Genomic DNA, 19,672 nt, shown 5'->3' with positions numbered 1-19,672 from the left:
AATTGCTTATAATTTTCTGCCGAAAAAACCTTCTTTAAAATACGAAACAATTAAAACTAACCAATTAGCGGTCTTTTATTAATCGAGTTCAGGTTAATGAGCAAGTAACAACATTTGGTATTTCAATTTCTTATCAAAAGCAATTGGTAGCAGCCATTAAATTCTATTATACTGGCATTTTACAACAAAAAGTAGATTTTAATTATTTGTACCCACAGGGTAATCAATTTAAAATTCCAGTTGTACTAGACCAGATGGAGGTAAAAAAAATTTTAGAGAGCACTGATAATTTAAAGCATCAAGCCATTCTCAGTACGTGTTATGGTGCTGGGCTACGGGTTTCTGAAGTGGTGGGGCTAAAAATTATTGATATCAATTCTTCAACCATGTTAATTTCTATTAAGCAATCTAAAGGTAAAATTGATAGAACCGTAATGCTTTCGCAAAAACTGTTGATTGTATTACGAAAATATTTTGCAGAGTATAAGCCTAAAGAATTTCTTTTTGAAGGTCAAGCAGGTGGTCAGTATGCCGTTCGTTCGGTACAGCAAATTCTTAAAAATGCATTGCTTAAGGCTCAAATTAAAAAAAATGCTTCGGTGCATACTTTGCGTCATAGTTTTGCAACGCATCTTATTGAACAAGGTACAGATGTGCGATTTGTTCAAGAGCTTTTGGGGCATAAATCCATCAAAACCACTATGATTTATACCCATCTGACGGATATTACTAAAAGAAAAATTGTTAGTCCTTTGGATTGCTTATAGAACTATTGCTTCGTGCTTTTCTAAAATGTAATGTCATCCAACGGGTAATTAAAGAAAATAATTTATATTTTTTCCTGCAATTTCTTAATCTCGTCACGCAATTTCGCGGCATGAATAAAATCCAATTCCTTGGCCGCCTTTTCCATTGATTTGCGTTTCTCTCGAATCATCTTCTCAATATCCCCTTTTGCCATATAGGTAGTATCAGGTTCGGCTGCCATTTGTGAAGCCGTGTTCCCCAATTCATAATCAACTAACGGATTCTTCGTAAAGGCACTTTCAATCTTCTTGTTCAAGGCTTGTGGCGTAATATTATGCTCGGTATTGTAGTTGATTTGCTTGGTTCGTCGGTAATTTGTTTCGTCAATCGTTTTCTGCATGCTGTCGGTAATCTTGTCGGCATACATGATGGCTTTACCGTTCAAATTTCTTGCAGCTCTACCAATTGTTTGCGTAAGCGAACGAGCACTTCTCAAAAAACCTTCTTTGTCGGCATCCAAAATTGCAACGAGCGAAACTTCCGGTAAATCCAATCCTTCGCGAAGTAAATTCACACCAATCAGTACATCAAAAATACCTTTTCGCAAATCCTGCATGATTTCAATTCGTTCCAAAGTATCCACTTCCGAATGAATGTATCTACAGCGAACGCCTACTTTTGTCAAATATTTAGCCAATTCCTCCGCCATTCTTTTGGTAAGGGTGGTCACCAAAACACGTTCGTCTATTTCAGCACGAAGTTGTATTTCTTCAATCAAATCGTCAATCTGGTTCAAGCTCGGACGTATTTCAATAACAGGGTCAATAAGTCCCGTCGGGCGGATGATTTGCTCCACATAAACCCCATCAGTTTTCTGTAATTCATAATCAGCCGGAGTCGCCGAAACATAAATTACCTGATTCTGCATCCCTTCAAATTCCTCAAACCGCAACGGACGGTTGTCCATAGCAGCTGGCAATCTAAAGCCATATTCCACCAAATTTTCCTTTCGGGAACGGTCGCCACCAAACATGGCATGAACCTGCGAAAGCGTCACGTGGCTTTCATCAACAACCATCAAATAATCCTTTGGGAAATAATCCAACAAACAGAAAGGTCGCGTTCCTGGAAGTCTTCCGTCAAGGTAGCGGGAATAGTTTTCAATACCGGAACAATAGCCCAATTCTCTAATCATTTCAAGGTCGAAATTGGTCCGTTCTTCCAAACGTTTTGCCTCAAGATGTTTCCCAATCTCCTTGAAATAATCCACTTGTTTTACCAAATCCTGCTGTATTTCCCAAATCGCACCTTGCAAAACTTCAGGCGAAGTCACAAACATATTGGCAGGATAGATGTTCAATTTGCTGTATTTTTCTAAAACCAAAGAAGTCTTGGCATCAAAGGCTTCAATCTCCTCAATTTCATCTCCAAAGAAATGAATCCTGAAGGGTTCGTCGCCATAACTTGGAAAAACTTCCACCGTGTCGCCCTTGATGCGGAACGTTCCAGGAGTAAAATCGGCTTCCGTTCTTGCATATAAACTTTGCACCAACTGATGCAGTAATTTTGTTCTTGATATAATTTGATCCCTTTGTATGGAAATCACATTCTTTTGAAACTCAACAGGATTCCCAATACCATACAAGCACGAAACTGAAGCCACAACCAACACATCCCGACGCCCTGAAAGTAGGGAAGAAGTAGTACTCAATCGCATTTTTTCTAGTTCTTCATTGATAGATAAATCCTTCTCAATAAAGACTCCCGTAACTGGCATAAACGCTTCCGGCTGGTAATAATCATAGTAGGAAACAAAATATTCCACGGCATTGTCTGGAAAAAATTGCTTGAACTCTGAATACAATTGAGCGGCAAGTGTTTTATTATGTGCCAAAACCAAAGTTGGACGTTGCACTTGCTCAATCACATTGGCAACTGTAAACGTTTTTCCAGAACCTGTAACACCAAGTAACGTTTGGAATTTTTCGCCATCGACTAATCCTTGAGCTAATTTTTCAATTGCTTGTGGTTGGTCGCCTTTGGGTTGGTAATCGGATACTATTTGGAATTTCATTTGGGGTATTATAAAAATTAAAAGAAACTTTTTGGGTTTCTACTGGTGTGTCGAATTCGAATTATAAAAATAGACGTGTCAGTTACTTTATACGATATTCGATAAGAATAGATTTCAAAAGCTCTATAATTGGGGGAATTTGGCAATCTCATTTCGTCCATCTCATATATTTCCCATCTGCTGTTTAAAATGGTAACCGAATCAATAATTTTATCAATCACTTTATCGGCGATTGAGAAGCTTTTTGATTCTTCCAATATATAAAAATAGATGTCTTGTAGTTGTTCTTGAGCAGTTTCTGTCCAAACTATCTCTTTTTCCATAAAGCAACTTTTTCTTTGACTTCTTCGTGAGAATAGGTTCTTCCATTCTCAATATCTTCTTCTGCTTTTAAGAGGTCAAAATTATATTGTTTATATTCATTTTTTTCAGCTTCAGAAGTTTTATGGTCTAAAATAGTATTCAAAGCTTCTAAAAAAGAATTGTCATCTATTTCAGAAATTTTAGAAATTAATATCTTTTTAAGTTCGATGGTATTCATAATAAAAGATGTTTAATCAAAAATACAAAAAAAGAATTATGGATAGCGTTTATAAAACCTTAAAACTTCCAGCTTTTCAATTGTGTTTCGGTTTGAAAAGTCCAAGCGACAATACGACTCGTTTTTTGGCCTTGAGCCATTTCAATCGTTTTGATTGAGGCTACATTTACTTTTGCTAAAGTCCTGTAAACACTATTCAGATGCGATTTTTTCGCCACCAAAGTTGTGAACCATAAAACCTGCATCGGGTATTTTGCACTTTCATAAATCATCTGGGTAATAAAGGCAAGTTCGCCACCTTCGCACCATAATTCGGCATTCTGACCACCAAAATTCAAAACGGGTTTGCTGGTTTTGGTGTTCTCTAAATTATTGATTTTTCGGATGGTTCCCTTATTCGCTTCTTCTTCCGAACCATGAAAAGGTGGATTGCAAAGCGTGAAGGCAAACTTATCTTCGGGTTGAATGATATCCTTGAAAATATACCGGCTGTTCATTTGCTGTTGTAAACTAATCGCATCTTGAAGTTTAGGATTTTCGTCGATGATTTTTACGCAGTTATCTATGGCTTTTTCATCAATATCGGTTGCAACAAAGCTCCAACCATAAGCCGAATGCCCAATTATCGGATAGATACAATTTGCTCCAACACCAATATCGAGTCCAAAAACGGTGTCGCCTTGTGGTATGATTTCGTTGTTATATTCAGCCAATAAATCAGCTAGATAATGGATATAGTCGGCTCGGCCGGGAATAGGAGGACAGAGGTAATTTTTAGGGATATCCCAATTTTGAATGTCGTATTCGCTTATCAAAATAGCATTGTTTAAAGCTTTTACGGCTTCAGGATTGCTAAAATCTACGCTTTCAATGTTGAATTCATTTATGAATACAAATGGTTGTAATGCAGGAGAAGCCTGTATCAGTTGGGCAAAATCATATCTAAAACGGTGTGGGTTTCTTGGATGTAATGCTGTTTTTTCGGGTGTAATCGTTGGTTTCATCGTGCTCATTTTCAGGACAAAGATACACTTTCCTTACTTCCTACACGAATTTACTTCGTCAATTCGAACTATGTTCTCGGGTCTCGAATTTACACGAAATATACTTCTTCTAAACTCCTAATTGGTGATAATTTGTGCAACCCGTGTTTAATTCTTTTCGTCTGTTGGACTTGATTTAAGAATCTAAAAGGTTGTTTATTTTGGCATATTGAAGCAACATTATGGTTTTAGCATCAATAATTTCTCCTGTTGCAATCATGTCGAAAGCCTTTTCGAAAGGTAGTTCCAAAACTTCAATATTTTCTTGCTCCTCATCCAATCCGCCACCTTCGCTGGTTTTCATTTCACTTGAATATTCTCCGATGAAGAAGTGGATGATTTCGGTCAAGGCTCCAGGCGACATATAGGCTTCAAAAATTTTCTTTACATCCTTGATTTCATAGCCTGTTTCTTCCTCGGTTTCTCGTCTGATGCAATCTTCGGGATTGTCTTCTTCAAGAACACCAGCACAAGCTTCAATCAAAAAACCGGTTGGATTTTCATTTAGATAAGTAGGTAATCGAAACTGCTTGATAAGGATGATATTTTTTGTCTTTTTGTTGTATAAAAAAATGACTGCTCCATTTCCCCTGTCATAGACTTCTCTTTTATGAACTTGTATTTTTCCGTCGGGAGTTTCATAATTGAAGGTCACTTTTGAAAGTTTTGCCCAATTTTTTGATAGTATTTCGGTGTTTTTTATTTCGATTTTAGGATTGCTCATTTTTGGGTTTATGTTTTTTAAATTTAAAAGATATCGATGCATTCCATCATCAACAAATCGCCTTTTTCGTGGCTGATGGTTACGATTCCATCATTTGCGACAGCGTTGCTACTTCCTGTTCGATAACCAATTGTCAAGGTATCATCTTTTAAGGGATAGACCAGATTCTCTGAATATATTCCTGAAACAACTCCAACTGGAATCAGTGAAATATTGGTGTTGGCGGTGTACCATTTCTGGAAATGTTGTGGCAATTGAAAGATTTTTGAATAATCGTCGAGGATTACAATCTTGATTAAGTCTTTAAAACGGACAATGTTGGTTAGATTGGTAATGGTATGGTCGGCTCGTCTTCCGGTTGCCCAAACTACATTTACGGCAGGAATTTTTCTTTCGATCAGATAATCAAATGCTTTTTCGAGGTCGGTTTTGTTTTGGTCGGGTGTATAGACAATTTCTATTGGATATTGCAATTCTTCGTATTTTTTGGTGTCAAAACCTCTGTCGAAATCGCCTAAAAGTACGTCTACTTTTATGTCGAGTTGCATCACTCTTTCAATAGCGGAATCAAGAACGATTACCAATGGCGACCACTCCAATAATTGGCCTAATAATTCTGAACTGCAGGAAGCTCCATTGGCAATAATTAAGGCTGGTTCTTGGTCGTCGCGAACTATATGGTGTGAAGACATTTGATTTTTGATTTTAGAGTTCTGATTTTAGATTTCAGATTCGCTTGTAAAGATATGTAAAGTTTTTTATTGAGCGGTTTTGATTTTATTGTAGAAACTCAACGTGGCATTCTAATTTTAGAATAGTTTGAAAACACTATGAAACATAAATTGAGAGTTGGTTTAGCCCTGAAAGGGCGACCTATTTTAACATAGGGTGAAATCCTATAAATTTTATAGATGAGTTTTAGTTTCGCCCTGAAAGGGCAAAACATTTTAGCATAGGGTAAAACCCTATGAAATATATAGATTGAGTTTTAGTTCAGCCCTGAAGGGGCGACCTATTTTAGCATAGGGTGAAACCCTATGAATTGTATAGATGAGTTTTAGTTTAGCCCTGAAAGGGCGACACAATTATGCGGTATCAAGAGCATAGCCCGGATGGCAATGGAAAACAAAATCCTGCAATGAAATTAGTTTTGTTATCCTGCAAGAGCGACCAACGGAAGCTCCTTGCGGGATTTACAAAACTTTTCATTGCAGGATTTTTTTGTAATGGACAGCCGGAACAGCTTCAAAAAATAATTATCGAATCAATGAAAAATGTCCTTTCATTTCGCTTCCGTTAGTAAAGTTAGCTTTATACCAATAATCGGTTGCGGGAAGCAAGTTGCCATTAAAGGTTCCGTCCCAACTTGAATTTCTTTCGTCAAGATAAATTATCAAGGCACCTTGACGGTCGAAAATTGCGATTTTTACTTTTGGAAGCATTGAATTCCCTTCGATTTGGAAGGTATCATTGTAGCCATCTCCATTTGGGGTAAAGAATTTTGGAAGTATGATTAAGTCGAAATCTTCTATGTCTCTTCCACATCTGTTTCTTACAAAAGCGGTTCGGACACCCCCGATGACGTTGTTGAAAACATTGGAATCTTGGTAATCCAATCCATCAAGTGCATATTCATAATCGCCAGTTATTGTGGTTGTTATGGTTACGGTTCTATGGTCGATAATGATTTGATCAATAACAGGAACGAGTATTTCACTTACGGTTACTGTTCGAACATTTGAACATCCGACATCATTTGTAACAGTGACGGTGTATGTTCCGGCAGAAGTCACACGGATGGTTTTGGTGGTTTCTCCAGTGCTCCAAAGGTAATCCACATTATCTATTTCGGCACTGATGTTTACAAAAGTTCCTTGGCAAAATGTAGCTGATCCATCAGTTACAATTGGGCTTTCTCGGACGCTGAAACTAACAGCAGTTCTGGTGTCACTCACACAAGTTGCATTTGGTACAAATGCTTCGGCATAATAAGTTCCTTCAAGAGTTGGTGTAAAAGTGGTGCTGTTTGCTTGCAACAAGTTTCCGGCTGATGGAGCATCAAACCAATTTACTTGTTCTCCAGTGGCTGGGGTTACCGACAAGGCTGGAATGGGTTGTCCTTCACAAATATTAGCATTTCCATTGCTTGGGGGTGCTATAGGTTTTGGAATAACAGTAACTGTAAAAACTTCGGAAACAGTAAAGCAAAACGGATTGGCGAGATTGGCAATATCTTCGGCTACTTTTACTCGGAAAAATTTAGTAGCCGTTATGGTAGGGACATAACTGTCGGTTGTTTCGCCAATGATGTCCGTCCAAATAGTATTGTCGTCACTTTCCTGCCATTGATATACATTTAAATTTGTTCCTTCGGAAAATACATTTAAACTAATGTTGGTTGGCAATTGGTCCTGACACGCTCTAAAAGAAGTGTCATTATCCGGACCAGTTGCAATTATCGTAAAATCGCCACAAGAGCGGAACATAATATCATCAATTGCCAAGTCGTTTCCGCAACCTCCAGCACCATTGTTTTTCATGATCAAAACAACAGAAGTTTGCCCTGCCAAGGTTGTAAAAGTCAGACCAAATTGTTCCCAAATTGGAGTAGGGGTTCCGTTAATGTCACCTGTACTTCCTGATTCGAGTAGTGTGGTTTCGGTTGCATCCCAAATTTCAAAGGTAACATTAATTGGAATTCCTGTTCCCGGACAAGCACCAACTGAAGCAGAGTTGTAGATATTCATCAACCAAGCCGTAAACTCAAAAGTTGTATTGACGCAAAGACCAGTTACAGTTCTCTTGTAAAACTCTCCAGAAGTGAAACTTGCATTTACAATTAGTGATTTCCCGTTAGTATCCCCAGGAGTATGGTCTTGGGAATTATGCCAGGAATTATTGAGATTTATTTGTGAGGATATTGTATAATCACCATCATTTGGGGTTCCCGAAACATAATTATAGGAGGTTGTTCCCGCTGGTAATTGAGGTCCAAAAGTTGTTCCACTGCCAAAATCTTCGTTGAAAATTGGCAATCCCTTACTTCCTAAGCAAAAGCCCAGTTGACCATAGGTTAGATTTGTGGTCAATAATAAAAATAAAAAAGCAACTATTTCTTTCAAGATTTTTCTCATATAATTATATAACAGCCATATAGTAAAAAAACGACTTTAAAAGTCGTCTTTTTTTTATATTTGTTTTTAACTACTGGATTACAGTAATTTAGCCAAAGCATTATTCAATGTTTCACTTGGTCGCATTGCCTTATCCGTCAATTTAAAATCTGGTTTGTAGTAACCTCCAATCTCTTGGTGTTTTCCTTGAGAACCGATTAATTCTTCATTGATTTTTGCTTCGTTCTCTGTCAATTCTTTTGCTATTGGACTGAAGATAGCTTTCAATTCAGCATCTTTATCTTGAGTTGCCAAAGCTTGAGCCCAATATAAAGCGATGTAGAAGTGAGAACCTCTGTTGTCAATCTGACCTACTTTTCTAGCAGGAGATTTGTCGGTTTCCAAGAATTTTTCTGTCGCTTGATCTAAAGTTTCAGATAAAACTAAAGCTTTAGAATTGTTTAGAGATTGACCCAAATGCTCCAAAGAAACACCCAATGCCAAGAATTCTCCAAGAGAGTCCCAACGTAAATAACCTTCTTCTATGAACTGCTCCACGTGTTTTGGTGCAGAACCACCAGCTCCAGTTTCGAACAATCCACCACCGTTCATTAGCGGAACAATTGAAAGCATTTTTGCAGAAGTTCCTAATTCTAAAATAGGGAAGAGGTCGGTCAAGTAATCACGCAAAACATTTCCTGTTACAGAAATTGTGTCTTTTCCATCTTTTATTCTTTCCAAAGAAAAATCCGTAGCATCAACAGGATTTAAGATTCTGATATCCAAACCAGTTGTGTCGTGATCCTTCAAGTAAAGGTTTACCTTCTCGATCAATTGTCTGTCGTGGGCTCTATTCTCATCCAACCAGAAAACGGCAGGAGTGTCTGATAATCGTGCTCTGTTCACGGCCAGTTTTACCCAGTCCTGAATTGGAGCGTCTTTCACTTGACACATTCTGAAAATATCGCCTTTTTCTACTTTTTGTTCTGTAAGGACTTCACCTTTTGAGTTGATTACTTTTACAGTTCCATCAGCTTCCATCTGGAAGGTTTTATCGTGAGAACCATATTCTTCAGCAGCTTGAGCCATCAAACCAACGTTTGGAACACTTCCCATTGTTTTTGGGTCGAAAGCACCGTGTTTTTTGCAGAAATCAATTGTTGCTACATAAACTCCGGCATACGAACGGTCTGGAATAATTGCTTTTGTATCCTGGCCTTTTCCGTCCTTGTTCCACATTTGTCCAGAAGTACGGATCATAGCTGGCATTGAAGCATCTACAATTACATCCGATGGAACATGAAGATTCGTAATTCCTTTATCAGAGTTTACCATCGCCAAAGCAGGTGCATTTGCATAAACATCATTGATGGCAGCTTCAATTTCTGCTTGTTTTTCGTGTCCTGCAATTTTTGCATATACATCGCCAAAACCGTTTTTAGTATTTACACCCAACTCTGCGAAAAGCGTTGCATATTTTTCAAAAACAGGAGCAAAGAAAACGTCCACGATTGCACCAAAGATAATCGGGTCAGAAACCTTCATCATCGTTGCTTTCAAGTGAACTGAAAACAAAACACCTCGTGCTTTTGCATCTTCAATTTCTTTTGCAATAAAAGATTTCAATGCCTTCACGCTCAAAACCGCACTGTCAATTATTTCTCCCGCTTTCAGAGGTGCATTATCTTTTAATAATTTTGTAGTTCCGTCGTTTCCAACGAATTCGATTTTGAAAGTATCAGCATCTTTAACCGTTACCGATTTTTCGCTTGCGTAGAAATCGCCTTCACTCATAGAAGCCACGTGTGTCTTAGAATCTGAACTCCAAGCTCCCATAGAGTGTGGATGTTTTCTAGCATAGTTTTTCACCGCTTTTGGAGCTCTTCTGTCTGAGTTTCCTTCACGTAAAACCGGATTTACAGCCGATCCTAAAACCTTTGCATATTTTGCCTTGATTGCTTTTTCTTCGTCCGTTTGCGGGTTTTCTGGCAATTCAGGTAGGTTGTAACCCAATTTCTGCAATTCCTTGATTACCTCTTTCAATTGAGGTACAGATGCAGAAATATTTGGCAATTTGATGATATTCGCCTCGGGAGTTGTTGCCAATTCGCCAAGTTCTAATAAGTCGTTTTTGATTCTTTGGTCTTCATTCAAAAATTCTGGGAAGTTAGCGATAACTCTTCCAGCCAACGAAATGTCTCTGGTTTCCACAGCAATTCCCGCAGGAGCTGTGAAAGATTGAACAATAGGAAGGAAAGAATGAGTGGCTAACATTGGAGCTTCGTCCGTGATGGTGTAAAAAATCTTTGCTTTATTTGACATTGTATAAAAAGTTTGTTTGCTATTTTGTAAGGGCTACAAATATAATAAAACGAGTGCGAAATTCAGAATTCAACTCTCACGAAAACGATTGATTTGCGAATATGACAATTTATGGTTTAATAAATGACAAATCAGCAATTTAGAGCGTAATTTACTGTGACATTTGATTTTTTTGGAGCGAATTTGTAGGGCAGAGAATAAATCCATGTTCCTGCTGGAGCCACTCGCTTTGAGCCTGCTTTTGAGGCAGGCTCAAGAGCTCAAACAATGGCTCCATCAGGGCTAAAAAGCCAATCTTTTTATCCAAGCGTGTGGAAAAAGATTGGCTTTTTAGCCCTGATGGTTGCAACTATCCTTTTGTTTCGGGGTTCGGAACAAAAGATAGTGCATCCAGCAGGAACATGGATTCTGAAAAAGCCCGAACGATTCGCTCCTGAAATTATAAGACAAAAAAAAATCCCGACTCAATGAATCGGGATTTTTATAAGAAAGAGACAATTGATTATCTTCTTTTGTCTTTAATTTTTGCTTTTTTACCAGTAAGTTCTCTGAAGTAGAAAATTCTAGCTCTACGAACTGCACCTTTTTTGTTGATTTCAACTTTCTGCAAAGCTGGCAAGTTAACTGGGAAGATACGCTCTACACCAACTGCTCCAGACATTTTACGGATTGTGAAAGTTTCTGTGTTTCCAGAACCTCTTCTTTGGATTACAACTCCTTTGAAAAACTGTGTTCTAGTTTTTTCACCCTCTTTAATTTCGTAGTAAACTGTGATGGTATCTCCAGCTCCGAATACAGGGAAATCTTTTCTTGTTACGAATTCGTCTTGAACGAATTTCATTAAATCTGCCATTTTATTTCTAATTTATGGTTTAAATCAAATCAACATTCACGGTTTTCGCCAGAGGTTGATCCAATGAGGGTGCAAAAGTAGTACTTTGTTTTTAATTTTCAAAATTTATTTTGAGCGTTCTATTTCAAGTGCTTCTGCATATCTTTTTAGCAATTTTGCATACATTGCTGTAGTTGCTGTTTTATATTCTTTGTCAGTTTTTCTATCGGCCAATACTAATCTTTCTGAAGAAACGTGTGTGCTTCCAGTTCTTGAACCTGGTGCTGTATTTAGAGCAGTACCAAAATTTGGGCTTAAAATGTATCTGAATTCATTTGTATCAGTATAATTTTTCAATTCATTTTTTTTAATCAATAGAAATTTGCCTTTATAATTGCTTTCAAATGCACTTTTGGCATATTTATCCCATGCTTTGTATTGGCTTATAATTAAAAGGGTTCCTTCGTACGAACTGAAGTCAGATGGAATTTGTTTATTGGCAACAGTCATTTTGCTTTTTGATGGTCCACAAGAAGAAACAATTGCAAAAAAGGCTAATGCAAATAAAAAATAAATTTTTTTCATAATTATAGGGTTTTTAAGGTTCTTACAAAGAAAAGTAAAAATATATTACAAAAAAAAATAATTTATTATGGATGCGAAACTATTCTTGCAACAAGTCTGGACGTCTGTTTTTAGTATGTTCATACGCCATATCTTCTCGCCATTTGTCGATTTTGGCAAAATGTCCGCTCGTTAGAACCTCTGGAACTTTCCAACCTTTGTATTCTGCTGGACGTGTGTAAATTGGTCCCGAAAGCAAATTATCTTGAAAACTATCGGTCAAAGCCGAAGTTTCATCGCTCAAAACTCCTGGAATCAAACGAATCAAAGCATCAGATAAAACCAAAGCTCCCAATTCGCCACCACTCAAAACATAATCGCCAATAGAGATTTCCTTGGTAATGAAATGGTCGCGAACGCGTTGGTCTACACCTTTATAATGTCCACACAAGATGATGATGTTTTCATACATCGACATGGTGTTGGCCATTTTTTGGTTTAGCGTTTCTCCATCTGGTGTCATATAGATAATCTCGTCGTAGGTTCTTTCGCTTTTCAATTTTGTGATGCAATCATCGATAGGTTGCACCATCATGACCATTCCGGCTCCTCCACCAAATTGATAATCGTCGACACTTTTTTGCTTGTTGGTCGTGTAATCACGCAAATTATGAAAATGAACTTCCACCAAACCTTTGTCGATGGCGCGTTTCATGATGGAAGCCTCAAACGGACTTCGTAATAATTCGGGTAGGATGGTAATGATGTCGATTCTCATAATTTGTTTTGAAAGTGGCAAAGGTACAAAGTTATTTCTTATGGATTTGTTGACCATAAAGAAGCCGATTTCAGCATGGCTCTTCTTGGTAATTGTAAACTGGCGACAATTAATTCAGCGAAATCTTCCGGTTGTAGCACTTTTTCTACATTGCCATCTGTGATGCCTAATTCCAATGACATATCCGAAGCGATGGTACTTGGTGTCAAGGTGCAAACACGGATATTATTTTTTCGAACTTCTTTCATCAAGGCTTCAGACAATCCGATTACAGCAAATTTTGAAGCCGAATAGGCAGAAGTTCCAGCGTTTCCTGTAAGTCCGGCCGTTGACGAAACGTTGATGATATCGCCTTGGTTTTTCTCGATCAAGAAAGGTAAAACTTCTTTTGTTACATAATACATTCCCATCACGTTGGTTTGCATGATGTCGTTCCATTTCTCCGGACTCATTTCCAAGAAAGTTCCGAAAGAGGCAATTCCGGCATTGTTTACCAAAATATCAACGGTTCCGAATGTGTTTATGATATTTTTAATAGCAGTTTTAACTTCTTGATGATTAGATACATCAAACTTTTCGTAGATGGCATTCACGCCAAGAGCTTTTAATTCCGAAACCGTATCGATTAAGTTTTGCTCGTTTCTACCTGTGATGGCAACGTCAATTCCTTCTTTTGCGAAAGCGATTGCTGTTGCTTTTCCCAAACCTTTTCCGCCACCTGTTATGATTGCTTTTTTACCTTTTAAATTTTCCATTTTGTGTTTGATTTTGAAATGCAAATTTAAGCTTATCGGTTGTTTTAGCGTTTGAGTTTATGTGAAATTTATGAATTTACATGCGTCATAAAAATTTAGCAATATGATTGCTAAATTTTTATATATTAGTCGGCTAAAAAAATGCCATGAAAAAAATAGAAGTAAAAGAAAATTTAAGATTTGGAGAAGGAATTATAAGCGGTTATATTTCGGTATTTCTAGGAATATCTACTTTGTTAGGTGTAATTTGTTTTAAATATCCGGAATGGTTGACAACGCCAGAGTTTAGAGAAATATATACCGGCGAATCGATGAAAATCTTGTTGACAGCTTGTATCATTGCAGCAATGTTTTTTGCTGTTTTAAGTTTTATATTCAGCAGAAAGAAAAAATGGCCGTTAATTGGTGTGATTTTAAGTGCTGCAACTATTATAATTGGAGGTTTTGACGTAGATCCGCGAGCTGTTGACAAAACAGGTTGGCATTTAGGACTAGATTGGTTACTGCTCGATTTATTTTTAATGGCTGTTATATTTGTTCCAATCGAAATGGTGTTTCCAAAGCGAAAAAGCCAGAGTACTTTTCATGAAGAGTGGCGAACGGATTTGGTTTATTTCTGCATAAGCCATTTGTTGGTTCAGTTTTTCGGAATCATCACACAACAACCTGCTAAATTATTCTTTGGTTGGATGGGGCTTTCTGGGTTGCATGAATCCGTACAGAGTTTGCCTTTTATAATTGAATTACTTTTTGCCTTTTTTATTACTGACTTCTTCCAATATTGGACACATCGTTTTTTCCATACCCATCATTTCTTGTGGCGTTTTCATTCTATCCATCATTCAACAGAAAACATGGATTGGCTTGCAGGTTCACGAACACACTTCGTAGATATTTTTGTCACGCGTTCAATGGCGTTTGTCCCTCTTTATGTTTTTGGATTCTCTACTATTACTTTTAATGTATATGTGATTTTTATGGCCATTCACGCCGTATTGATTCATGCTAATACGAGAATTAATTTCGGGTTCTTGAAATATATTTTTGCAACACCACAATACCATCACTGGCATCATTGTAAAAATCCAAAGCATTACGGAAAAAACTTTGCCACAATCTTTCCTTTTATAGATAAAATGTTCGGCACTTATTATTTGCCCAAAGATGAATGGCCGGAAGATACAGGTTTGTTAGAAACAAATTTCCCTAAAGGATATGTAAAGCAAGCCATTTATCCTTTTACAAAAAGTCCTTTTGATAAAGATTTAGAAATGGAAGAATATTCCAAGAGATGAGAAATTGTTGCAATCTGTGTAATTTGTTAATCAAAATCTAAAAAGCTAAAGGCTGAATCAGTAAAAAATTAATTCGTAAATTTGCACTTCAATTTTAAAAAACAAACAATGGAAAACGGAATATATGCTAAATTCAATACTCCAAAAGGGTCGATTTTAGTGAAACTTACACACGATTTAACTCCAGGAACAGTAGGTAACTTTGTCGCTTTGGCCGAAGGAAACCTCGAAAATAAAGCAAAACCACAAGGAACACCTTATTATAACGGATTGAATTTTCACCGTGTAATTCCAGATTTTATGATTCAAGGAGGTTGTCCTCTTGGAACAGGAACTGGAGATCCGGGTTATAAATTTGATGACGAATTTCACCCAACTTTAAAACACAACCGACCAGGTGTTTTGGCTATGGCAAATTCCGGACCTGGAACAAACGGTTCTCAATTTTACATCACGCATATTCCAACGGATTGGTTGGATAACAAGCATACAGTTTTCGGTCACGTTGTGGAAGGACAAGATGTTGTGGATACAGTTGCTCAAGGTGATACTCTAGAAAGTATTGAAATCGTGAGAGTTGGAGCTGAAGCTGAAAAATGGAATGCTGTTGAAGCTTTCAGAACTTTTGAAGGTTCTCGTGCAAAACGTGAAGCTGCAGAAAGAGAAGCTGCCGAAGCAAAAATGGAAGAATTAGCTGCAGGTTTTGATAAAACGGAAAGCGGTTTGCGTTATAAAATGATCCAAAAAGGAAATGGTAAAAAGGCAGAAAACGGTAAGACTGTTTCAGTTCATTATTCAGGTCAATTGGAAAATGGAAAAGTTTTTGATTCTTCTTACACAAGAAAAAAACCAATTGAATTCCCTTTAGGAAGAGGTAATGTTATCGAAGGTTGGGATGAAGGAATTGCTTTGTTGCAAGTTGGAGATAAAGCCCGTTTCGTGATTCCATCTCATTTAGGATACGGTTCTCGTGGTGCTGGTGGTGTTATCCCTCCAAACGCTACCTTGATTTTCGATGTTGAATTGATGGACGTGAAATAATAGAGTTTATTTAGTTATAGATTCTAGCTTAAGCATTTTAAATCTAAAATCTGAACTCTAAAATCTAAAATAATAATCCCAATGATAGTTTATCGTTGGGATTTTTTACATTTACGGCAGTAATCAAAAAACCAAAAATGAAATCAAAAATTTTTATCATTGCTTTAGCGACGATTTTTATATCGTCCTGCAAAACCAAAAAGGCAACAACCGAAAAGGAAATTCCTGTAAAAGAAGAATTAACCGAAGTTGTAACCGTTGTAGAAGAAAAACCAATCGCAGTGTTATCTCCGGTTGCAGAAAATCCAGAAACTATTAAATTGGCATCAACTTATGATGGAGCAAGTTTATATAAGAACAATTGTGCAAACTGCCATCAACTCTACAATGCCGAAGAATTCTCTAAAGAAGATTGGGTTCCGATTATGAAAAAAATGCAAAAGAAAGCAAGAATTACTGATGCAGAAACGTTGGCAATTTTTAATTATTTAGCAAATCAAATCAATTAAAATAATAAGCACTCCGATTGAAAGAGTGCTTTTTTATTGGAACAATTTTTGAAATGAACACTTTATAAATTGTAATTTTGCAATCAAATAAGTCTTTTTATGCGTTATCTTCTGATTTTTACACTCCTCTTTACTTTTTCTGCGAAAGCCCAACAACATTGTGGTTATGATTTTTCATCCTACATCGTACTTCATATCCACGAAGATGGGAAATCAGAAAATATTCCGAATCTAAAAGTGACACTTGTTGACAGTTTGGGTAATGATATCATCAATACAAACAACAAATACAGCTGGAATAAAAAGGATCAGGTCATGAAATTTTCTGAAAATTATAAAATTGATAGCGACGGAAAAAAGATAGAAAACACTCCAGAAAATCAAAAAGCAAGATGGTTTTTTCCTTTTTCAAAGGCGACCTATTTATTGTCTGTTACAAATGATTTTCCAGCTGATAATATGAGGGTTAAGATTGAAGATGTTTCTGTAAAACCTCAATATGAAACCGAAATCATTCAGCTTTATGCTTTCAATATGTATATTTTATGTACTACCCAAGCACAACAAAAGGCTCAACAATTTGGACCTCGTGCTAATAAACCGGTAAATGTGGTGTTGAAGAAAAAATAATCTATTCGATTCTAAATCCGTCTGGAATTACAACACCTTTCTTGATTACGATAATTCCTTCCTTTATAGTGTACCAATCTGTATTGGAATCTTCCAAGTGCTTGCCACCGTTTAAGTGAACATCGTTTCCAATTCGGCAATTTTTGTCAACAATCGTATTGTTGATGTAGCAACGTTTTCCAATTCCAATATTTGTGATGTGTTCCTGATGGTTATGACTGATTTCTTCTAAATTCTGATAGTAATCATTACCCATCAAATAGGAATTTTTAATCACAGAACCTTCGTCAATTCTCGAACGGATTCCAATAACCGAATGTTCAATTTTGGTTGAATTAATGATGCATCCTTCAGCAACTACAGAACGATCGAAAATTGTTTCACCCGTAATTTTTGAAGGTGGCAAAACACGAGCTCTGGTATAAATCTTACTTGAATTATCAAACAAATTAAACTTCGGAATATCATCGGTCAAACCTAAATTTGCCTCGAAGAACGAATCGATGTTTCCAATATCCGTCCAATATCCTTCATACTGATAGCTCAATATTTTTTGATTTCCTATGGCTTGCGGAATGATTTCCTTTCCAAAATCTTTTGTATCTGGATTCGACATTAAATTCACCAACAAATCACGGTTGAAGATGTAGATACCCATCGAAGCCAAATAATGTTTCCCTTCATTTGCCATTTCTGGACTCACTTCAGAGGTCCAATCGGGCAATAATTCTTTAGCTGGTTTTTCAATAAATGATGTAATCAGGCTTTCATCATTGGTTTTTAAAATTCCAAATTCAGGAGCTTCTTTTGCAGTAACTGGTAAAGTTGCGATTGTGATGTTTGCACCGCTTTCGGTATGTGCCTTTATCATTTTATTAAAATCCATCTGATACAATTGATCTCCGGATAAAATCAAGGCATAATCAAATTCATGGTTCATAAAATGTTGCATACATTGGCGAACAGCATCTGCAGTTCCTTGAAACCAAGTTGGGTTTTCTGGAGTTTGTTCCGCAGCTAATATATCAACAAAAGCAGTACTAAAATGACTGAAATGATAGGTGTTTTTAATGTGCTGATTCAAAGATGCCGAATTAAACTGTGTCAATACAAACATCCTTTTAATATCCGAATTGATACAATTTGAAATCGGAATATCTACCAATCGATATTTTCCTGCAATTGGAACTGCTGGTTTTGAACGGCTTTCAGTTAATGGTGCTAATCGGGAGCCTTGACCACCTCCCAAAATAATGGCTAAAATGTTGTTGTTCATAGCTTTTTGTTTTTAGTTTTTTAGTGATTGGTAAACAGTAATATATTCTTCTGCCACTTTATCCCAAGAATGATCAATCTGAAGGATGGTTTTTCTAACAGAATCAAATTTTTCTCTATCATTAAATAAATCAATTCCTCTGGTTATGGAATGATTTACATCGTAAACGCTGGTATTGTCGTGGCAAATTCCAAAACCGCCATCGCCAATATCCCAAACGGTGTCTTTTAATCCGCCGGTTCTTCTAACAATCGGAATCGTACCGTATCGCATGGCATACATTTGGTTCAAACCGCAAGGCTCAACACGCGAAGGCATTAGTAAATAATCGGCTCCAGCATAAATAATGTGGGCCAATTTTTCATTATAACCTATGTAAGCATTATAATTTCCAGGATAAAAATATTTCAATCCGTCGAGGCTGTTTTCCAATTGTTTATCTCCAGAACCTAACATCAAGATATTGATTTCTCTTGGATTTCTGCTTAATGCGGTACTGCAAATTTCGGGCAACAAATCGGCGCCTTTTTCGCCAACCAATCTTCCGATGAAAGTGAATAGAGGCTTGTTGATGTCCAAATTAAATTGCTCACAAATAAATTCCTTGTTCTTGTTTTTCCCAGTTTTGAAATTTTTCAAGTTGAAATTGGAAACCAGCATTTCATCTGTTTTCGGATTCCAAACCTCGGTATCAATTCCGTTTAAAATTCCGATGGATTTTGGTCTTTCATAGCGAAGAAGTGTTTCCAAGCCATTGGCATTATTGCTAATTTCATCCAAATAACTTGGTGAAACGGTAGTCACTTTCCAAGCACATTTTATAGCCGAAGCCAAAGGATTGATGATGCCGTTCCATTCTAGAAAACCTAATTTAGATTGATGGAATTCGGGCAAATAATGCAATTTATCCAACCCAAACCAACCCTGATATTGTCCGTTATGAATTGTCAGTACTGTAGGAGTTGCTTTTAGATGATGATAATTAAAGGCGTTTTGCACCATAAAAGGAATCATTCCTGTATGATGATCGTGGCAATGCAAGATGTCTGGATTCTGATTGGTTTCGGTCAGCCAATTTAAAAACGCAATCTGGAAAGCGGTAAAACGTTCGGTGTCATCGTCATAGGAATACACATTTGGTCGGTCAAACAATTCTGGAATGGCAATCAGATACAATTCAAAACCCAATTTATTTGTCTTTTCCCTAAAAACCGTATAATTGAAATGAAACCAGCCGAGTTTTAATTTTCCTTGATGGATGGTATCAAATTCGTTTTCATTCGTAAATTTATTGTCATAACCAGGAACCACAACTTTAGCGTTGTGACCTAAATTATTCTGGTATTTTGGCAAGGCACCAACAACATCGGCTAGACCACCAACCTTTGCAACTGGATAACATTCGGCACTTATATGATATATTTCCAT

Annotated in this window: 20 protein-coding genes; 6 read left to right on the top strand and 14 right to left on the bottom strand. The window is 37.0% G+C overall.

Going from position 1 to position 19,672, the window contains the following annotated elements; all coding sequences use genetic code 11:
• Window positions 1-143 precede the first annotated feature (143 nt).
• Window positions 144-767: a tyrosine-type recombinase/integrase gene (locus J2X31_RS07780; protein WP_310025781.1), complete on the top strand. Its 624-nt coding sequence runs from the start codon at window positions 144-146 to the stop codon at window positions 765-767.
• A gap of 62 nt (window positions 768-829) precedes the next feature.
• Here the strand turns inward: J2X31_RS07780 and uvrB are convergent, their stop codons facing one another.
• From uvrB to J2X31_RS07740, 8 genes are all read right to left on the bottom strand, one after another.
• Window positions 830-2,821 carry an excinuclease ABC subunit UvrB gene (gene uvrB, locus J2X31_RS07775; protein ID WP_310025780.1) on the bottom strand — a complete coding sequence of 664 codons (1,992 nt, stop codon included), beginning with the start codon at window positions 2,819-2,821 and terminating at the stop codon, window positions 830-832.
• Between the two features lie 17 nt (window positions 2,822-2,838).
• Window positions 2,839-3,144, bottom strand: coding sequence for a type II toxin-antitoxin system RelE/ParE family toxin (locus J2X31_RS07770; protein ID WP_310025779.1), 306 nt, complete (start codon window positions 3,142-3,144; stop codon window positions 2,839-2,841).
• On the bottom strand, window positions 3,129-3,362 hold the full coding sequence (locus tag J2X31_RS07765; protein WP_310025778.1) for a hypothetical protein: 234 nt from the start codon (window positions 3,360-3,362) through the stop codon (window positions 3,129-3,131). The genes J2X31_RS07770 and J2X31_RS07765 overlap by 16 nt, the downstream gene beginning before the upstream one ends.
• Window positions 3,363-3,421: 59 nt before the next feature.
• A complete protein-coding gene (rlmF, locus tag J2X31_RS07760; protein WP_310025777.1) occupies window positions 3,422-4,366 on the bottom strand; it encodes a 23S rRNA (adenine(1618)-N(6))-methyltransferase RlmF in 945 nt (314 codons plus the stop codon).
• A gap of 175 nt (window positions 4,367-4,541) precedes the next feature.
• Window positions 4,542-5,129: a GDP-mannose pyrophosphatase NudK gene (gene nudK, locus J2X31_RS07755; protein ID WP_310025775.1), complete on the bottom strand. Its 588-nt coding sequence runs from the start codon at window positions 5,127-5,129 to the stop codon at window positions 4,542-4,544.
• A gap of 23 nt (window positions 5,130-5,152) precedes the next feature.
• Window positions 5,153-5,821 (bottom strand): thiamine diphosphokinase, encoded by a 669-nt coding sequence (locus J2X31_RS07750; RefSeq protein WP_310025773.1) that lies wholly within the window; start codon window positions 5,819-5,821, stop codon window positions 5,153-5,155.
• A gap of 564 nt (window positions 5,822-6,385) precedes the next feature.
• Entirely contained in the window at window positions 6,386-8,263 is a 1,878-nt protein-coding gene (locus J2X31_RS07745; RefSeq protein ID WP_310025771.1) for a T9SS type B sorting domain-containing protein, read from the bottom strand.
• Window positions 8,264-8,341: 78 nt separating this feature from the next.
• Entirely contained in the window at window positions 8,342-10,564 is a 2,223-nt protein-coding gene (locus J2X31_RS07740) for an NADP-dependent isocitrate dehydrogenase (protein WP_310025770.1), read from the bottom strand.
• A 267-nt stretch (window positions 10,565-10,831) separates the two neighbouring features.
• Here J2X31_RS07740 and J2X31_RS07735 point away from each other — a divergent pair, with 267 nt between their 5' ends.
• A complete protein-coding gene (locus J2X31_RS07735) occupies window positions 10,832-11,035 on the top strand; it encodes a hypothetical protein (protein WP_310025768.1) in 204 nt (67 codons plus the stop codon).
• 31 nt (window positions 11,036-11,066) lie between these two features.
• On the opposite strand, the gene rplS is transcribed toward J2X31_RS07735, so the two are convergent.
• From rplS to J2X31_RS07715, 4 genes are all read right to left on the bottom strand, one after another.
• Window positions 11,067-11,417, bottom strand: a complete 351-nt coding sequence (gene rplS, locus J2X31_RS07730; RefSeq protein WP_026705646.1) for a 50S ribosomal protein L19 — start codon at window positions 11,415-11,417, stop codon at window positions 11,067-11,069.
• 105 nt (window positions 11,418-11,522) lie between these two features.
• Window positions 11,523-11,981 (bottom strand): hypothetical protein, encoded by a 459-nt coding sequence (locus tag J2X31_RS07725; RefSeq protein WP_310025765.1) that lies wholly within the window; start codon window positions 11,979-11,981, stop codon window positions 11,523-11,525.
• Window positions 11,982-12,060: 79 nt separating this feature from the next.
• The gene (gene trmD / locus J2X31_RS07720; protein WP_310025764.1) at window positions 12,061-12,738 is read right to left on the bottom strand and encodes a tRNA (guanosine(37)-N1)-methyltransferase TrmD; all 678 of its coding nucleotides are present in this window, start codon (window positions 12,736-12,738) and stop codon (window positions 12,061-12,063) included.
• Between the two features lie 38 nt (window positions 12,739-12,776).
• A complete protein-coding gene (locus J2X31_RS07715; protein WP_310025762.1) occupies window positions 12,777-13,493 on the bottom strand; it encodes a 3-ketoacyl-ACP reductase in 717 nt (238 codons plus the stop codon).
• Between the two features lie 146 nt (window positions 13,494-13,639).
• Here J2X31_RS07715 and J2X31_RS07710 point away from each other — a divergent pair, with 146 nt between their 5' ends.
• The 4 genes from J2X31_RS07710 to J2X31_RS07695 all read left to right on the top strand — a co-directional run bounded on the left by J2X31_RS07710 (window position 13,640) and on the right by J2X31_RS07695 (window position 16,968).
• Window positions 13,640-14,788 (top strand): sterol desaturase family protein, encoded by a 1,149-nt coding sequence (locus J2X31_RS07710; protein WP_310025760.1) that lies wholly within the window; start codon window positions 13,640-13,642, stop codon window positions 14,786-14,788.
• Between the two features lie 108 nt (window positions 14,789-14,896).
• Complete coding sequence (locus J2X31_RS07705) at window positions 14,897-15,829, top strand: peptidylprolyl isomerase (protein ID WP_310025758.1); 933 nt, start codon at window positions 14,897-14,899, stop codon at window positions 15,827-15,829.
• Window positions 15,830-15,966: 137 nt separating this feature from the next.
• Window positions 15,967-16,338 carry a hypothetical protein gene (locus J2X31_RS07700; RefSeq protein WP_310025756.1) on the top strand — a complete coding sequence of 124 codons (372 nt, stop codon included), beginning with the start codon at window positions 15,967-15,969 and terminating at the stop codon, window positions 16,336-16,338.
• A gap of 99 nt (window positions 16,339-16,437) precedes the next feature.
• Complete coding sequence (locus J2X31_RS07695) at window positions 16,438-16,968, top strand: hypothetical protein (protein ID WP_310025755.1); 531 nt, start codon at window positions 16,438-16,440, stop codon at window positions 16,966-16,968.
• Window position 16,969: 1 nt separating this feature from the next.
• On the opposite strand, the gene J2X31_RS07690 is transcribed toward J2X31_RS07695, so the two are convergent.
• Both J2X31_RS07690 and J2X31_RS07685 read right to left on the bottom strand, forming a co-directional pair.
• A complete protein-coding gene (locus tag J2X31_RS07690) occupies window positions 16,970-18,244 on the bottom strand; it encodes a glucose-1-phosphate adenylyltransferase (protein ID WP_310025753.1) in 1,275 nt (424 codons plus the stop codon).
• A 12-nt stretch (window positions 18,245-18,256) separates the two neighbouring features.
• Window positions 18,257-19,672, bottom strand: a complete 1,416-nt coding sequence (locus tag J2X31_RS07685; protein ID WP_310025752.1) for a glycogen synthase — start codon at window positions 19,670-19,672, stop codon at window positions 18,257-18,259.

It is taken from the genome of Flavobacterium arsenatis, assembly GCF_031456785.1.
Lineage (GTDB): Bacteria > Bacteroidota > Bacteroidia > Flavobacteriales > Flavobacteriaceae > Flavobacterium > Flavobacterium arsenatis.
Note: the sequence above shows the minus strand (reverse complement) of the source record. Positions and strands in the feature narration are given on the sequence as shown.

Bases quoted from the DNA above. Each gene is read 5' to 3' on its own strand.
- uvrB (WP_310025780.1), bottom strand. From the start codon at position 2,821: ATGAAATTCCAAATAGTATCCGATTACCAACCCAAAGGCGACCAACCA.
- J2X31_RS07770 (WP_310025779.1), bottom strand. From the start codon at position 3,144: ATGGAAAAAGAGATAGTTTGGACAGAAACTGCTCAAGAACAACTACAA.
- J2X31_RS07765 (WP_310025778.1), bottom strand. From the start codon at position 3,362: ATGAATACCATCGAACTTAAAAAGATATTAATTTCTAAAATTTCTGAA.
- rlmF (WP_310025777.1), bottom strand. From the start codon at position 4,366: ATGAAACCAACGATTACACCCGAAAAAACAGCATTACATCCAAGAAAC.
- nudK (WP_310025775.1), bottom strand. From the start codon at position 5,129: ATGAGCAATCCTAAAATCGAAATAAAAAACACCGAAATACTATCAAAA.
- J2X31_RS07750 (WP_310025773.1), bottom strand. From the start codon at position 5,821: ATGTCTTCACACCATATAGTTCGCGACGACCAAGAACCAGCCTTAATT.
- J2X31_RS07745 (WP_310025771.1), bottom strand. From the start codon at position 8,263: ATGAGAAAAATCTTGAAAGAAATAGTTGCTTTTTTATTTTTATTATTG.
- J2X31_RS07740 (WP_310025770.1), bottom strand. From the start codon at position 10,564: ATGTCAAATAAAGCAAAGATTTTTTACACCATCACGGACGAAGCTCCA.
- J2X31_RS07735 (WP_310025768.1), top strand. From the start codon at position 10,832: ATGGCTCCATCAGGGCTAAAAAGCCAATCTTTTTATCCAAGCGTGTGG.
- rplS (WP_026705646.1), bottom strand. From the start codon at position 11,417: ATGGCAGATTTAATGAAATTCGTTCAAGACGAATTCGTAACAAGAAAA.
- J2X31_RS07725 (WP_310025765.1), bottom strand. From the start codon at position 11,981: ATGAAAAAAATTTATTTTTTATTTGCATTAGCCTTTTTTGCAATTGTT.
- trmD (WP_310025764.1), bottom strand. From the start codon at position 12,738: ATGAGAATCGACATCATTACCATCCTACCCGAATTATTACGAAGTCCG.
- J2X31_RS07715 (WP_310025762.1), bottom strand. From the start codon at position 13,493: ATGGAAAATTTAAAAGGTAAAAAAGCAATCATAACAGGTGGCGGAAAA.
- J2X31_RS07710 (WP_310025760.1), top strand. From the start codon at position 13,640: ATGAAAAAAATAGAAGTAAAAGAAAATTTAAGATTTGGAGAAGGAATT.
- J2X31_RS07705 (WP_310025758.1), top strand. From the start codon at position 14,897: ATGGAAAACGGAATATATGCTAAATTCAATACTCCAAAAGGGTCGATT.
- J2X31_RS07700 (WP_310025756.1), top strand. From the start codon at position 15,967: ATGAAATCAAAAATTTTTATCATTGCTTTAGCGACGATTTTTATATCG.
- J2X31_RS07695 (WP_310025755.1), top strand. From the start codon at position 16,438: ATGCGTTATCTTCTGATTTTTACACTCCTCTTTACTTTTTCTGCGAAA.
- J2X31_RS07690 (WP_310025753.1), bottom strand. From the start codon at position 18,244: ATGAACAACAACATTTTAGCCATTATTTTGGGAGGTGGTCAAGGCTCC.
- J2X31_RS07685 (WP_310025752.1), bottom strand. From the start codon at position 19,672: ATGGAAATATATCATATAAGTGCCGAATGTTATCCAGTTGCAAAGGTT.